This window comes from Paenibacillus sp. MAH-35, from assembly GCF_058135425.1.
This window is the reverse complement of the sequence record NZ_JBYUPU010000045.1, coordinates 1-15,347: the sequence shown is the minus strand read 5'-3', so window position 1 is coordinate 15,347 and position 15,347 is coordinate 1. Positions and strand designations below refer to the sequence as shown.

Genomic DNA, 15,347 nt, shown 5'->3' with positions numbered 1-15,347 from the left:
TTATTTCTTACACAATCAATATACACATTTTCAGTCATAGTCACATAGTCCCGATCGTCATATGACTGTCATGTTTCGCGCCTGTTTCCGGGCACAAAAAAAGAAGTCAGCGCCCCTTGGGAAATACGGGACCGCTGACTCCATCTTCGACGATCGGCTTGCCGCCTCCGGGCGGGCCGTTTTTCTCCTCCGGCTTGACTTCGCCGTTATTGACCGCAATGAGTGTCGTTTGGGGCTGATACGTATCTTTGGACAGTTTTTCTCTACCGGTCTCGGCGCCGTTTTCTTTGCGAATCCGGTAGGTTTCTACGACGAATCCCGGCTTGCCCTGCTGGAGCAAAGTCTGGCTGCCGAGCGGCAATGTCGGATTATGGACGTATTGAACCGGGGGCTCCAGCGTCTGAATGACATGGGATTCGACATCGTACGTCACATTTTCCGGCAGCCGCCCGAACAGTTTTACTGTTACCCGGGATTCGTCCGTTTCGGTGCGGATGAGCAAGTATTGATCGCTGCTGTTGGTGAATACGAAGTTGATATAACCGCTTGCAAATGTGGCGTCCAGACCGAGCGGCGCGTAGCTGATCGGCAGCGTATGATTGCGCCGTTCGTTCACTTTCAGGCCGGCTCGCAGAACGGCGTTATACAGTGTCGTCGACACTTGGCAGATACCCCCGCCGATTCCCGGTACCAGCTTCCCGTTGTAGATGACCGGGGCTTCCTGGAAACCGTGTGTTTTCTCCGTCTCACGGATGATAGCGCCGTAGTCGAATTGTTCGCCGGGAGCGAGCAGCTTATCGTGAATCGTTCCTGCCGTGACCCGGATATTATGGTTCCGGCCTGCGGCGCTTCCGGGAGAGGTCGTCGAATACTCGGCGATCTTCCGGTCGATGCCTTGCGCCTGGAGCCGATCCAGGGTCATCTCCGGAACGGCTTCCTTCATCGGTAGGACGACGAATGGCGGCGGATCGGCGTTCCCCTCTTCTGTAAGCGCGCGATCGTTGAACCGCGAATAGGCGAGATCGGTCAGACACTTGACCAGCTCCGGTACGTCAACGGCTGCGGCACGCTGCTCCGGAACGTATTCCACACGGTCGTCTGCCGTAATACGGCGAACTGCGTTTCGGGTGACCGGGTTCATGGGAGCGGGCCATACTTTGGATAAAGCTTCGCGCAAGGCCGTTTCCGACAGTTCGAGATGAACCGGAATGACGCTGCCGCGCATCTGCCATCTCCGCTTGACCGTTTCGAGCCGGCTCGCTCCGAACCAATAGTCGGCCCATTTCGACAGCTCTTCCTCCCGGACCGACAAGCCCAGCTGTCCCCAAGTGAAGGGACGGCTTCCCTCCAGATTTTCCCCGGGCCCAAGCCGTACGGTCTCCCCGTACAAGTTCGCAAGCCGGCTCTGCAGCTCGAGCCGGAATTGCCGCTCCGGCATACCGCCGATCGGTAAGTCTCCTAGACGGACACCCGGAGGAACGACACGCTGTCCCGAATACCACCAGAACGCTATCCATAACGCAACCATGCACGCGACGGCGGCCAGCAGCAGCGAGTTCATCGTACGTCGTTTCATAGCAACGCTCCTCGATTTAAAGGGGTACAACCTATGTATATGCGGGGGGCGCAGGGTATTACGACTACCAAAAAAAGCGGCGATTGCCGGGCTAATCTGAAAGAATATGTAGAAAGACAAAGTTTTCTAGAGGATTTCGGGACCAGGTGTCGAACTCTTACATGTTAACTATTAACAGGATGTGATCGTGTGATCGAAATGCAAGATGTATGGAAGACGTATCCAGACGGAACCCATGCATTGAAAGGCATCAATGTGAAAATCGACGCCCACGAATTTGTATATGTGGTAGGCCCGTCCGGTGCGGGAAAATCCACGTTCATGAAATTGATATATCGCGAGGAGAGGCCGACCAAGGGCCAGATCTTCGTAAACGGTTTTAATCTAGAAAAGCTGCGCCAGCGCAAAATTCCTTATGTCCGGCGCAACATCGGAGTTATTTTTCAGGATTTTAAGCTGCTGCCGAAGATGACGGTGTATGAAAATGTCGCATTCGCGATGGAGGTCATCGAGGCGCCCAAGAAGCTGATCAAGAAGCGGACGCTGGAAGTGCTGGAGCTGGTCAGGCTGAAGGACAAGGTCGGATCGCTGCCAAGCCAGCTGTCCGGAGGCGAGCAGCAGCGCGTGGCGATCGCCCGCGCCATCGTGAATAATCCGGCCGTCATTATCGCAGACGAACCGACCGGTAACCTGGACCCCGATACATCTTGGGGCATTATGAAGCTTCTCGAAGAGATTAATTTCCGGGGCGCTACGATCGTCATGGCAACGCACAACAAAGAAATCGTCAACACGATGCGCCAGCGCGTCATCGCCATCGAGAAGGGGAATATTGCCCGCGACGAGCTGAGAGGGGATTACGGCTATGAGGATTAGCACCTTCGGTCGGCACATCCGGGAGGGCGCTAAAAATGTTGTCCGCAACGGCTGGATGACGTTCGCCTCGATCAGCGCGATATCGATATCTTTATTTGTACTTGGCATCTTTCTTGTCTTGGCGCTTAACGTCAACAACTTGGCCGATCAGATTGAAAGTCAGGTCGAAATCCGCGTGTATCTCGAAGTGAATACGTCCGAGCAGCAGAAAAACGCCGTACAGCGGGATATCGCCTCCCTCGCCGCCGTTAAAAAGGTTACTTACGTATCCAAGGAGGAAGGGCTCGAGCTGCTGCGGGACAAGATGGGCGCAGAGGGCAAGGAGCTTTTGGAAGGCTTCGACGGGGAGAACAACCCGCTGAACGATTCGTTTACGATTGAAGTGAGCGATCCGCCGCTGGTCGGACAAGTGGCCGAACAGATCAAGGCGCTCGACGCACAGAACAACCCTCCGCTTATTTACAAAATCAACTACGGCAAAGGCACCGTCGACACGTTATTCAAAATTACCGACATCGTCCGCAACGTAGGTCTTGTGTTCGTTCTGCTTCTCGCATTTACCGCAATGTTTCTTATCTCGAATACGATCAAGATTACGATTGTCGCACGCAGGCGGGAGATCGGCATCATGAAGCTGGTCGGAGCGACGAACAGCTTTATCCGCTGGCCTTTTTTCATAGAAGGCGCTCTGCTCGGCATCATCGGATCGGCGATCCCTGTAGGCGTTCTGCTGTGGGGATACGCGGAGCTTCTCACTTATACGAAAGTACAGCTCGGACTGATGCTGATCACACTGATCCCGGTTCACGAGCTTATTTTGATCATTCCCGCACTGCTGCTGGGCATCGGCGTGATGATCGGCATATGGGGCAGTATTTTGTCCGTTCGCAAGTTTTTGAGAGTGTAACAATCGGTCGGCCAGACGCCAAGGAGGAATTCCTGTCTTGAAAAAGGTAAAAATATCGCTTATCGCCGTCTGCAGCTTATCCATGCTGCTTATGTCCGCGCCAAAAGAAGGGTATGCTATTACCAATGCTGAAATCGACCGCCAGCTCCAGCAAATTCAGAAAAAAGAGGCGGAAACCGCCAAAAAGCAGCAGGAAGCGGACAAGCTTAAATTGGATATTGCCGCACGCAAGGAGCAGGAAGCGAGCAGCATTCAAGAGCTGTGGAAGCAAATCGAAGAGCAGGGCGACAAGCTGAACCAAATTCAGAAGCAGATCGATACTTCGGCGGCACATCTGATGAAGACGACGGAAGAGCTTCAGGAAGCGGAACAACGCGTCGAGACGCGCGATCAACTGCTCAAGTCCAGAGTGCGGCTCATGTATACGAACGGTTTCGTCTCTTATATGGACGTGTTACTCGAGTCTACCAGCTTCAGCGACTTTTTGGACCGGTACCACGCGCTCAAATCGATCGTCAGCCAGGACAAGGATATTCTGGAGGCGAACAAACGGGATCGCGAGGCGGTCGCCCAGAAGAAAGTTCAGGTGGAGAATCAGCTTGAGGAAATCCGGTTGCTGTACGCCGAAAACGAAAAGATCAAAAACGCACTAGTAGTGAAAGAAAAGGATAAGGAAGTGCTGATCGCAAGCCTGGCCAAGCAGGAAAAGGACCTCGAGCATATCAGCGAGGAAGCGGAAGCGCAGCTGAACAACCTGGCCAAGGAGAAATCGAAGCTTTGGGCGGAGCGCAACAAAAACAACAGCAAGCAAACGTTCGTGTACAGCGGTGGAACCTTAAGCTGGCCGCTGCCAGGCAGAACGACGATCTCGTCCGGTTACGGATACCGGGTCGACCCGATCAACAAATCGGACGCCAATCATAAGGGCATCGATATTCCGGCGCCTGCAGGAACGCATATCCAAGCGGCTGAAGCCGGAACGGTCATTATCGCCCAGTGGGTGAACGGATACGGCAACACGGTCGTCATCGATCATGGAGGCGGCTTGCAGACATGGTACGGGCATAGCCGGAAGCTGCTGGTAGAGGAAGGCGATCAGGTGAAGCGCGGGCAGTCGATCGCTGAAGTAGGCTCTACGGGGCGTTCTACAGGCAACCATCTGCACTTTGAGGTACGCAAAAACAATGCGCCGGCCGATCCGCTCCCTTATTTGAAAAAATAACGAACCGTGCTTATATTTGAACGGCTGGCATCATACAATGGAAACAGCGCAGACAGACAAGCCATAAGAGGCGGTGAGAAAGCACGATGTTCTGGAAAGGTCGCAATCTGTATATTTTCGTGGCGTTTATGCTGCTGGCGATGTTCGCGAGCAGCGTGCTGACGCTCACGATCGTCGGTCCGTTTTCGTTTGCCGAGCAGGGCAAGAGCGTATCGGGAGGCAAGGCGGAACAGTCGGGATTTACTGCCCAGGAGCTGAAGAAGCTCTCCACGACCTACGAATTGATCAAAACCCAATATTTGCACGAGGTCGATAAGACGAAAGTAATCGACGGCGCCATCCATGGCATGCTGGGCTCCCTGAACGATCCGTACACGACGTACATGGATCAGAAGGAAGCGCAGCAATTCAACGACATGCTCAACTCCACGTTCCAGGGGATCGGAGCCGAGGTGTCGCTGGAAGACGGCAGGGTGAAGGTCGTTTCACCGATCAAAGGATCGCCGGCGGAGAAGGCGGGCATCCGGACGAACGACATCATCATGTCGGTTAACGGAGAGAAGCTGGACGGGCTGACGTTGTCGGAAGCTGTAATGAAAATCCGGGGCACCAAAGGCTCTCAGGCGAAGCTGCAAATTATGCGGGCCGGAGCCGAGCCGATCGAGATCGTGGTCGTACGCGACGATATTCCAATCGAGACGGTGCACTCCGAGATGATGGACGGTCAAGTCGGCAAAATCGACGTCCGGGAGTTCGTGCAGAATACGGCGAAGACGTTCAAGGAACACCTGAAGGCTCTCGAGGATCAGGGGATGAAAGCTCTCGTCATCGACGTCCGGAACGATCCGGGGGGTATGCTGAACGCGGTAGTGGACATGCTCGATCCGTTCGTAGCCAGCGGCAAAACGGTCGTCCAGGTCGAGGACCGCAACGGACAGCGGGAGAAGACGGTGTCCAAAGGATCGAGCAAGCCGTATCCGATCGCCGTGCTGATCAATAACGGAAGCGCGAGCGCATCGGAGATTATGGCGGGAGCGCTGAAAGAATCGGCCGGCGCTACGCTGGTCGGAGAGAAGACGTACGGCAAAGGTACCGTTCAGGTTACTTACCAACACGAGTTGGGCGACGGCAGCAATATTAAGATGACGGTCATGAAGTGGCTCACCCCGAACGGGAACTGGGTGAATGAGAAAGGAATCGAACCGGATCTGACGGTGGATCAGCCTTCCTACTTCAAAGCGTCGCCGATGTCCAAGAAAACGACGCTCAAAACCGATACACTCGGGGACGACGTCAGAAACTTGCAAATGATGCTTGAAGGTCTCGGCTACAAGCCCGGACGGATAGACGGCTATTTCAGCGAAGCTACCGCTCAGGCGGTCAAGTTGTTCCAAGGCCAGCACGGTCTGCCGGCTAACGGTGAGGTGGACGTCGCAACGGCTAACAAAATCGAAGAAGCGATCACTAAAGAAATCCGCGATCCCAAAAACGACCTGCAATTAAAAGCGGCGGTCGAAGCGATGAAGAAGGCGATCAAGTAGGAGCCGGAAGCATAGGGGCAAACGATCGGATATCGGAAAACGCTGGAAAGCTGCGGGAAACGGCAGGAATTCGCGATCGCAACGTCGAACCAAGAAGGGGAGGCTGATGGTTAATCAGCCGTCCCTTCTTTTTTTGTTGAATTTGGTGCGAACTCCCTTTGCAGCGGAGAGGGAGATAGTTTGTGCATAAAGGAGCGGTGCCTGGATGGAAATCGTGGCCGAACTGGCGCGAGGCGTACTGCGCGCTTTGCTTCAGCTTGCTGCTCAGCCGTTTTACTATATCGGAATTTTGTTCGTTATTTTACAGTATCACAAACAAATCGTACTGGAACGCAAGTTGTTCTCCACCCGGCTGCACTCGATGCTGGATACGGCTTGGAAAACGGTCCTTTGGGGCATAGCTGCAGGGATGGCGGCATCGCTTGCCATGGCGTTTGTCGGCGCAACGGTGCCGGCCGGCGTCCTGATCTGGCTGTGGGTGTTGTCCGCACTGCTGGCGGTATTCCGGATACGGTTTATATGTCTGGCCTACTCCGTCGGGGTATTAGGAATGCTGCACGTCATTACAGGCTGGTTTCCGGGGTTGGCGGAGATTCCCTACGTGGGTGCGGCCGTTAAGCCGCTTCAGAGCTTGCCCATCTCTTCGCTTCTCGCTTTAGTCGGCATTTTGCATTTGCTGGAGTCGTTTTTCGTCAGAAAGCAGGGGGCCGACATGGCTATGCCGTTGTTCGTGGCGGGCAAGCGCGGCAAGGTGATCGGCGGGTACCAGCTCCAGCAATTTTGGCCCGTGCCGCTGCTGCTGCTGGTGCCGGTTCAATCGGCCGGTGCTGCGGCAGCGTTGCCATGGACACCTTTGTTCGGAGGGGATATTTGGAACGCGGGCTGGACCTTTGCCGCGCTGCCGGTGATGCTCGGTTTCGCCGAGCGGACGGTGACCCGGCTGCCGCAGCAGAAGGCGAAGCGGAGCGCGTCGCTCCTGTTCTTCTACTCGCTGGCTGTACTGGCCTTGGCGGCGGGGGCGGAATGGCTGCCCGGATTCGTGCTGATCGGTTCGGTTCTGGCGATTGTTCTGCACGAAGCTTTACTGTGGTGGAGCGGGCGAGAGGAGGCGGAGAAGCCTCCGTATTACGTGCATAACGAGCAAGGGCTGCGAATATTGGCCGTGCTGCCCGGCAGTCCGGCCAGCGAGATGGGGCTTGTAGCCGGCGAAATTATTCATAAGGTGAACGGGGTACGGGTCCGGACCAAGGAACAGCTGCATGAAGCGCTCGGCGTCAACGGGGCCTTTTGCAAGCTGGAGGTGATCAATACCGAAGGGCACAGCAAGTTCGTTCAGAGAGCTCTATATTCGGGCGATCACCATTTGCTGGGCGTCCTGCTTGCTCCCGACGAGAAGGTGATGTATTACCTGGAGGAGCGGAACGTCAACTGGTTTACGAAGGCCGGACGGCGGAGCCAGGAGGTACCATCCGCAGCGAAGGAGAGCGGAGCGCTGTAGGCGGCTGGACCCGGGCTTCCGTCCGTCGAACGGCTGGATTTTGGAAGTCCGGCCGGCCGAGTTCTTCCGGGATTAATGAAAAACTCCAATTCCACCAACCATGGAACTGGAGTTTCTTGCTTCTAGTGCCAGACCTCAAATTACACCAACAGATAAATCTACCAGTGTATGGGCAGCGGAGATCGGTGTCCGGATCCGGCAGCTTTTTTGCAGGGTGAAGCGATTAGCGGAAGAAAAACTTCCGCTAATGCGCCTGAAACCGTCCAGAAAGGTGGATAGCGGAACTATTACTTCCGTTATTTATGGAAACTTGCTTGAAATACATAGAAATCCTTCGTATAGAGGAAATAAAACTTCCGCTAACGCCCCTAAAAGAGTTCCATCGACGAATTAGCGGAAGTAAAGTTTCCTCTATCTTCATTTGCAGGGAGCAAAACAAGGTTGAACCGTATTCTTTGCCAAACGCCATTGCTCGCCTGTTATATGAGGCTGTCGACTCAATGTGGACAACCAAGTGGAAGGGAAAAGATTAGCTTCTGGCGAGTTTTGTCTGGAATCCCCTACCTTACCATCCTTATTTAATCAAGGGATTCCGGACAACCTGTTTGAGCAGAAGAAGGTAACTTTTCACTTGGAACGGCCTGCTATCACTTCTACACATTGAATCGACAGCCTCTATATGCCGACTAGTACATCCTATCGCCCCGTCTGCGCAAACTCGCCGCTTCGGTAAGATCTGCTCGTACAAGTGTTGGGATTTTTACGTAGCGTTGCATTAGTACTTCAGAGCCGCATCCAGCTCAGAGTTTATACTTGGATTATTTCTGATCGTTCCGCAGCACGACGATTTCGACTCTGCGGTTTTTTTGCCGGTTCGCTTCGGAATCGTTAGGCGCAACCGGCTTCGTATCGGCATAAGCTGAGGAGATGAACGTACCGGCGTCCAGCTTGGCCGTATTGACGAAGTAGCGGATGACCGACACCGACCGGGCTTGCGAAAGTCCCCAGTTGTCCTGATAAGCCGATCCTGTGGCGAGCGGCAGGTCGTCCGTATGCCCCTCGATGCTCACTTTCGTATCCAGGGTGGGAAACAGGCTCGCCAGCTTCTCCAGCACGGGATAAGCCCCTTGCTTCAGCTCGGCTTTGCCAAGATCGAACAGAAACAGGTCGTTCAGCTTGATCGCGATGCCGCGGGGGGTATCGCTGGCGGACAGCTGTTCCTCCAGATGCTGATCGGCAATATATTGCTGAACGATTTTCAGCAAATTTTGCAATTCCTTCTCTTTTTCTTTCTCGGGATCGGAGTTTGGCTCCGTCTTGGATTCCGGCTGCTGCTGCGTCTGGTCTCCGGACTTCGGGTCCCCGGGAATCGCCTCGCCCATAATGCCGGTCCCTTTCGGGATGACCGAGGAGCCGTCGTTGAACTGCATCTGCAGCGCTCTGGACAACGTGTCGTATTTGGCCGAGTCGATCTTGCTCATCGCATACAGGATGACGAAAAAAATCATCAGCAGCGTAATCAGGTCGGCATAGGTGATCAGCCATCGCTCGCTGCTGGAATGGGAACCGGACGGCTGCTTGCGTCTCCTAGCCATCGGCGTTCGCTTCCTTCCGAACTTGCGCTTCCGTGTCGAGCAGCAGGAAGGACGTCAGCTTTTTCTGGATCATCTGCGGGTTATGTCCCGCCTGCAGGGCGAGCAGCCCTTCGAGCATCATCTCCATCTCGGCGATTTGCTCTTCGCTGCGGACTTTGATCTTGCTGCCGATCGGCAGGTAGATGACGTTCGCGCTGGCGACGCCGTACAAGGTGGCTGCGAACGCTACGGCAATCGATCCGGCGAGCGATTCGGGATCGGACATGTTGCTCAGGACGTGGATCAGACCCATGACCGTACCGATAATCCCCATCGTCGGAGCGTAACCTCCGGCGGCTTCGAATATTTTCGCAAAGCTGGCATGCAGCTTTTCTTTCGCTTCGATCTCAACTTCGAGAATTTGCCGGATCAGATCCGGGTCCGTGCCGTCGACCACCATCTGCAATCCGTCCCTGAGAAAAACGTTCGGGTGCTGCTGAGCGCGGTCTTCTATGGCAAGCACGCCCTCCCGGCGGGCGATAACCGCCATCTCGACCAGCTCCTCGATCAGCTGCTCCGGTTTTGTTTTCCTTTCGCTGAACGCCATGCGGAGTGCTTTCGGGATCTGCTTCAGCTGCGATTTCGGGAAGCTGACGACAACCGCGCCGATCGTGCCTCCGAACACGATAATGGCGGCACTTAATACGAGCAGACCGTTGATATGGCCTCCATCCAGCAGGAAACCTCCCACCAATGCCAGCAGGCCAAGTATTATGCCTAGAATCGTAGTTAAATCCATGAAACAGACCCACACCCTTTGTTTGAAAATTTGCAACAATTCGGAAAAAGAAGTATAATATCTGATGAGAACAAACATTCGGTAGACCCTGTCGCATGTCACACCATATATCGGTAATTGAAGAAAGAGTCAATAGAGTCGAAAGACCCAGAGCGAGGGATAAAGCGATGAGCGATATCGTGCTCCACAACAAACCGTTTCAACTGGTTTCTCCATTCCAGCCTCAAGGCGATCAGCCTGGGGCTATTGACGAGCTTGTCCGCGGACTGCAGGAGGGCAAGAGATATCAGACGCTGCTTGGCGCGACCGGCACGGGGAAGACGTTTACGGCCGCCCAGGTGATCGCCCGGGTGAACCGCCCGACGCTTGTTATTGCGCATAACAAGACGCTGGCGGCTCAGCTTTGCAGCGAGTTCCAGGAGTTTTTTCCCCATAACGCCGTGTCGTATTTTGTCAGTTATTACGACTACTACCAGCCGGAGGCGTATATTCCTTCGAGCGATACGTACATTGAGAAAGATTCCAGTATTAACGATGAGATCGACAAGCTCCGCCACTCCGCAACCAGTTCGTTGTTCGAACGCCGCGACGTAATCATCGTTGCCAGCGTATCGTGCATTTACGGTCTCGGTTCCCCGATGGAGTACCGAAATCTCGTCTTGTCGCTGAGGACGGGGATGGAACGACCGCGCAACGAGATTTTGCACAAGCTGGTCGATATCCAGTACGCGCGGAACGATCTTAACTTCGTCCGCGGGACGTTCCGCGTTCGGGGCGACGTTATCGAGATTTTCCCGGCTTCGAGAGGCGAGCAGGCGATTCGCATCGAGCTGTTCGGCGACGAGATCGAGCGGATTACTGAAATCGACGTGCTGACCGGAGAGATTCTCGGCGAGCGGGATCATGTGGCGATCTTCCCGGCGTCTCACTTCGTCACCCATGAGGATACGATGAAGAAGGCGCTGGTGGACATCGAGCGCGAGCTGGAGGAGCGGCTCGAAGAGCTTCGTTCCGAGAACAAGCTGCTGGAGGCTCAGCGGCTGGAGCAGCGGACCCGGTACGATCTGGAGATGATGCACGAGATGGGGTTCTGCTCCGGCATCGAGAACTACTCCGGCCCGCTTACGTTCCGCGAACGCGGCGCTACGCCGTATACGCTGCTGGACTATTTCCCCGACGATATGCTGGTTATCGTTGACGAATCACATGTATCGCTTCCGCAAATCCGCGCGATGTACAACGGCGACCGGGCGCGGAAGGAAGTGCTGGTCGATCACGGCTTCCGGCTGCCGTCGGCGCTGGATAACCGGCCGCTGCGATTCGAGGAGTTCGAGCAGAAGATCAGCCAGGCGATCTTCGTCTCGGCTACGCCGGGCCCGTATGAGCTTGAGAGCTGCCCGACGATGGTGCAGCAGATCATCCGGCCGACAGGTCTTCTCGATCCGATTATCGAGGTGCGCCCGACGAAGGGACAGATCGACGATCTGATCGGCGAGATCAACGAGCGGATCGCCAAGGACGAGCGGGTGCTCGTCACGACGCTGACGAAGAAAATGTCGGAGGATTTGACGGATTATTTCAAAGAGCTCGGCATTAAGGTCCGTTATCTCCATTCCGATGTCAAGACGTTTGAACGGATGCAGCTGCTGCGCGAATTGCGGCTCGGCACGTTCCATGTGCTGGTGGGCATCAACCTGCTGCGGGAAGGGCTGGACTTGCCGGAAGTATCCCTCGTCGCCATATTGGATGCGGATAAGGAAGGGTTTCTGCGTGCCGAACGGTCGCTCATTCAGACGATCGGACGGGCGGCGCGGAACGCGAACGGCCGGGTTATTATGTACGGGGACAAGCGGACAGATTCGATGGACCGGGCCATCCGCGAGACCGAGCGGCGGCGCGCGATCCAGATCGAGTTCAACGAGAAGCACGGCATCACGCCGCAGACGATCCAGAAGCGGGTGCACGATGTTATCGAGGCCACGAAGGTGGCGGAGCAGAAGGCGGACTATCTGGCCGGCGTGAAGTCCGAGAAAATGTCCAAGAAAGACCGCGCCTCGCTGATCGAACGTCTCGAAGCGGAGATGAAGGAAGCTGCCAAAAGCTTGCAGTTCGAACGTGCCGCCGAGCTGCGCGATGCGATATTGGAGCTCAAAGCCGCCCTGTAACGGCGGCTCTCTTTCGCGGCGGAGCTGGAGAATGTTTCAACCGGGCGGCCGGTTCCCAGTCGTTTTTAACGGTGTTATGATGAAGGAATGAATGGCTCTACCCACGGAAAGGATGGTTCACAGTGGCTCAAGACCGCATCGTGATCAAAGGAGCGAGAGCTCATAATTTAAAAAATGTTGACGTAACGATACCGCGCGACAAGTTCGTCGTGTTGACCGGGTTAAGCGGCTCCGGCAAATCGTCGCTCGCTTTCGATACGATCTACGCGGAGGGACAACGCCGCTACGTCGAGTCGCTTTCCGCCTACGCCAGACAGTTTCTGGGCCAGATGGACAAGCCGGATGTCGATTCGATCGAAGGATTGTCCCCGGCCATCTCCATCGACCAGAAAACGACCAGCCGCAACCCCCGGTCTACAGTCGGCACGGTTACGGAAATATACGATTACCTCAGGCTGATGTTTGCCCGGATCGGGAAGCCGCATTGCCCGGATCACGGCATCGAGATTACCGCGCAGTCGGTCGAGCAGATGATTGACCGGATTATGGAATATCCCGAGCGGACGAAACTGCAGATCTTGGCGCCGATCATATCCGGACGCAAGGGCGAGCATACGAAGCTGCTGGCCGACATTCAGAAGCAGGGCTTCGTTCGCGTCCGCGTTAACGGAGAGATCCGCGATCTGTCCGAGAAGATTGAGCTGGAGAAAAACAAGAAACATTCGATCGAAGTTGTCGTCGACCGGATCGTCGTGAAGGACGACATTCAGGCCCGGCTCGCGGACTCGCTGGAGACGGCGCTGAAGCTGGCCGACGGCCGGGTGATCGTCGATGTGATGGAGCAGGAAGAGCTGCTGTTCAGCCAGAAGCTGGCGTGCCCGGAATGCGGCTTCAGCATCGATGAACTCGCTCCTAGGATGTTCTCGTTCAACAGCCCGTTCGGAGCTTGCCCGGATTGCGACGGTTTGGGAGCGAAGATGATCGTTGATCCGGATCTTCTCGTACCGAACCCGTCGATGACGATCGAGGAAGGCGCGTTCGAGGCTTGGGCGGGAAGCACGTCCAACTATTATCCTCAGTTTCTGGCTGCGGTGTGCGAACATTACGATATCCCTCGGGACGTTCCCGTTGCCGAGCTGTCGGCGGACCATATGAAGAAGATTTTGTATGGAACCGGCGGCGAGAAGGTCAAATTCCGTTACGAGAATGATTTTGGCCTGTCCAAGGAAGCGCTCGTTCCGTTCGAAGGAATCGTCCGCAACCTGGAGCGGAGATACCGCGAGACCGCTTCGGACGGCATCCGCGAGCATATCGAGCAATATATGAGCGCGAAGCCGTGTCAGGGTTGCAAAGGCCAACGGCTGAAGCGAGAGACGCTGGCCGTCACCGTCGGCAATAAAAATATTGCGTACGTGACTAATCTGTCGATCGGAGATGCGGCCGATTTCTTCGGCGGGCTCGATCTGACCGAGAAGGAGCGGACGATCGCCCAGCTCGTACTCAAGGAAATCGAAGCCCGTCTCGGCTTTCTGGTTAACGTCGGTCTTGACTACTTGTCGCTCAGCCGTTCGGCCGGTACGTTATCCGGCGGCGAGGCGCAGCGTATCCGCCTGGCGACCCAGATTGGTTCCAGCCTGATGGGTGTTCTGTACATCCTGGACGAGCCGAGTATCGGTCTGCATCAACGGGACAACGACCGTCTCATTCGTACGCTGGAGCATATGCGTGATCTCGGCAATACGCTGATCGTCGTCGAGCATGACGAGGATACGATGATCGCTGCGGACTATATTATCGATATCGGACCGGGTGCCGGCATCCATGGCGGACAAGTCGTGGCGCAAGGAACGCCGAAGGAAATCATGGAAGATCCCAACTCGCTTACCGGTCAATATTTGAGCGGCAAGAAGTTTATCCCGATCCCGAGTCCGCGGAGGAAGCCTAACGGAAAGTGGCTTGAGGTCAAAGGCGCCAAGGAGAACAATCTGCGAGGCGTTAACGCCAAAATACCGCTCGGCGTATTCACTTGCGTCACCGGTGTATCCGGGTCGGGCAAAAGTACGCTGATTAACGAAATTTTATACAAATCGCTCGCGCGCGATCTGAATAAAGCGAAGACCCGCCCGGGCGAGCATAAGGAAATACTCGGCCTGGAGCATATCGAGAAGGTTATCGAGATCGACCAGTCGCCGATCGGAAGAACCCCGAGATCGAATCCGGCTACGTACACAGGGATGTTCGACGATATCCGGGACGTATTCTCGGCTACCAACGAGTCGAAGGTGCGAGGTTACAAGAAAGGCCGGTTCAGCTTTAACGTGAAAGGCGGACGCTGCGAAGCGTGCCGCGGAGACGGTATCATCAAGATCGAGATGCACTTCCTGCCGGACGTTTACGTGCCTTGCGAGCAGTGCAAAGGGAAACGGTACAACCGCGAGACGCTCGATATCAAATACAAAGGCAAAAGCATCGCCGAGGTGCTGGAGCTGACGATCGAGGACGGCTGCGAGTTTTTCCGCAACATTCCGCGTATTCACCGGAAGCTGCAGACGCTGCTGGACGTAGGCCTCGGCTATATGAAGCTGGGCCAGCCGGCAACGACGCTGTCCGGTGGCGAAGCGCAGCGGGTGAAGCTGGCCGCCGAGCTGTACCGGCGCAGCACCGGCAAGACCATCTACATTTTGGACGAGCCGACAACGGGTCTTCATATCGACGACATCGACCGTTTGTTGACAGTCCTTCACCGTCTGGTGGACAGCGGCGAGACGGTGCTTGTAATCGAGCATAATCTGGACGTGATTAAGACGGCCGATTATTTGATCGATCTGGGGCCGGAAGGCGGCACTCGAGGCGGCACGATCGTGGCGACGGGAGCGCCGGAGGAAGTCGTCCGGGTACCGGAGTCTTACACCGGCAAGTATTTAAAGCCGATTCTGGAGCGCGACCTGGAGCGTACGGAGCAGCAAGAGAAAGAGCGTGAAGCTAAGGAGAATGCGGTCGTATGACCGCTCCAACAACCAACCCTGTTCGAACGACGGCGTTCGTAACGGGGTTGGTTTTTCGTGCGCTTGGCAGCGCTTCGACTAAGGAGTGAAAGTCTCCTCTACACCGCGTGGCGGCGGAAGTAGTAGCTGACGCATAGTGCTCAGTCCGTGAGGATGGGTGCGGAGGTAGCGAAGGCAAACCCCG

10 protein-coding genes are annotated in these 15,347 nt (G+C 55.5%); 7 read left to right on the top strand and 3 right to left on the bottom strand.

Annotated elements, in window-relative coordinates; all coding sequences use genetic code 11:
* Nucleotides 1-106: 106 nt before the first annotated feature.
* Nucleotides 107-1,576, bottom strand: a complete 1,470-nt coding sequence (locus tag AC3Y2E_RS29400) for a VanW family protein (protein ID WP_379216826.1) — start codon at nucleotides 1,574-1,576, stop codon at nucleotides 107-109.
* Nucleotides 1,577-1,765: 189 nt separating this feature from the next.
* Here AC3Y2E_RS29400 and ftsE point away from each other — a divergent pair, with 189 nt between their 5' ends.
* The 5 genes from ftsE to AC3Y2E_RS29375 all read left to right on the top strand — a co-directional run bounded on the left by ftsE (nucleotide 1,766) and on the right by AC3Y2E_RS29375 (nucleotide 7,620).
* Nucleotides 1,766-2,452 (top strand): cell division ATP-binding protein FtsE, encoded by a 687-nt coding sequence (gene ftsE, locus AC3Y2E_RS29395; protein WP_379216824.1) that lies wholly within the window; start codon nucleotides 1,766-1,768, stop codon nucleotides 2,450-2,452.
* Nucleotides 2,442-3,359, top strand: coding sequence for a permease-like cell division protein FtsX (gene ftsX, locus AC3Y2E_RS29390; protein WP_190929288.1), 918 nt, complete (start codon nucleotides 2,442-2,444; stop codon nucleotides 3,357-3,359). The genes ftsE and ftsX overlap by 11 nt, the downstream gene beginning before the upstream one ends.
* A 37-nt stretch (nucleotides 3,360-3,396) precedes the next feature.
* Nucleotides 3,397-4,581 (top strand): murein hydrolase activator EnvC family protein, encoded by a 1,185-nt coding sequence (locus AC3Y2E_RS29385; protein ID WP_379216821.1) that lies wholly within the window; start codon nucleotides 3,397-3,399, stop codon nucleotides 4,579-4,581.
* A gap of 86 nt (nucleotides 4,582-4,667) precedes the next feature.
* Nucleotides 4,668-6,122 carry a S41 family peptidase gene (locus tag AC3Y2E_RS29380; protein WP_379216819.1) on the top strand — a complete coding sequence of 485 codons (1,455 nt, stop codon included), beginning with the start codon at nucleotides 4,668-4,670 and terminating at the stop codon, nucleotides 6,120-6,122.
* A 205-nt stretch (nucleotides 6,123-6,327) separates the two neighbouring features.
* Nucleotides 6,328-7,620: a PDZ domain-containing protein gene (locus AC3Y2E_RS29375; protein ID WP_379216817.1), complete on the top strand. Its 1,293-nt coding sequence runs from the start codon at nucleotides 6,328-6,330 to the stop codon at nucleotides 7,618-7,620.
* A gap of 818 nt (nucleotides 7,621-8,438) precedes the next feature.
* Here the strand turns inward: AC3Y2E_RS29375 and AC3Y2E_RS29370 are convergent.
* On the bottom strand, nucleotides 8,439-9,215 hold the full coding sequence (locus AC3Y2E_RS29370; RefSeq protein WP_379216815.1) for a flagellar motor protein MotB: 777 nt from the start codon (nucleotides 9,213-9,215) through the stop codon (nucleotides 8,439-8,441).
* Nucleotides 9,208-9,993 carry a flagellar motor protein gene (locus AC3Y2E_RS29365; RefSeq protein WP_379216813.1) on the bottom strand — a complete coding sequence of 262 codons (786 nt, stop codon included), beginning with the start codon at nucleotides 9,991-9,993 and terminating at the stop codon, nucleotides 9,208-9,210. Before AC3Y2E_RS29365 ends, AC3Y2E_RS29370 begins: the two co-directional genes overlap by 8 nt.
* A gap of 167 nt (nucleotides 9,994-10,160) precedes the next feature.
* On the opposite strand from AC3Y2E_RS29365, the gene uvrB reads away from it, so the two are divergent.
* Together uvrB and uvrA are read left to right on the top strand one after the other, a co-directional pair.
* On the top strand, nucleotides 10,161-12,158 hold the full coding sequence (uvrB, locus tag AC3Y2E_RS29360) for an excinuclease ABC subunit UvrB (protein WP_379216811.1): 1,998 nt from the start codon (nucleotides 10,161-10,163) through the stop codon (nucleotides 12,156-12,158).
* Nucleotides 12,159-12,280: 122 nt separating this feature from the next.
* The gene (gene uvrA, locus AC3Y2E_RS29355) at nucleotides 12,281-15,163 is read left to right on the top strand and encodes an excinuclease ABC subunit UvrA (protein ID WP_379216809.1); all 2,883 of its coding nucleotides are present in this window, start codon (nucleotides 12,281-12,283) and stop codon (nucleotides 15,161-15,163) included.
* Nucleotides 15,164-15,347 lie beyond the last annotated feature (184 nt).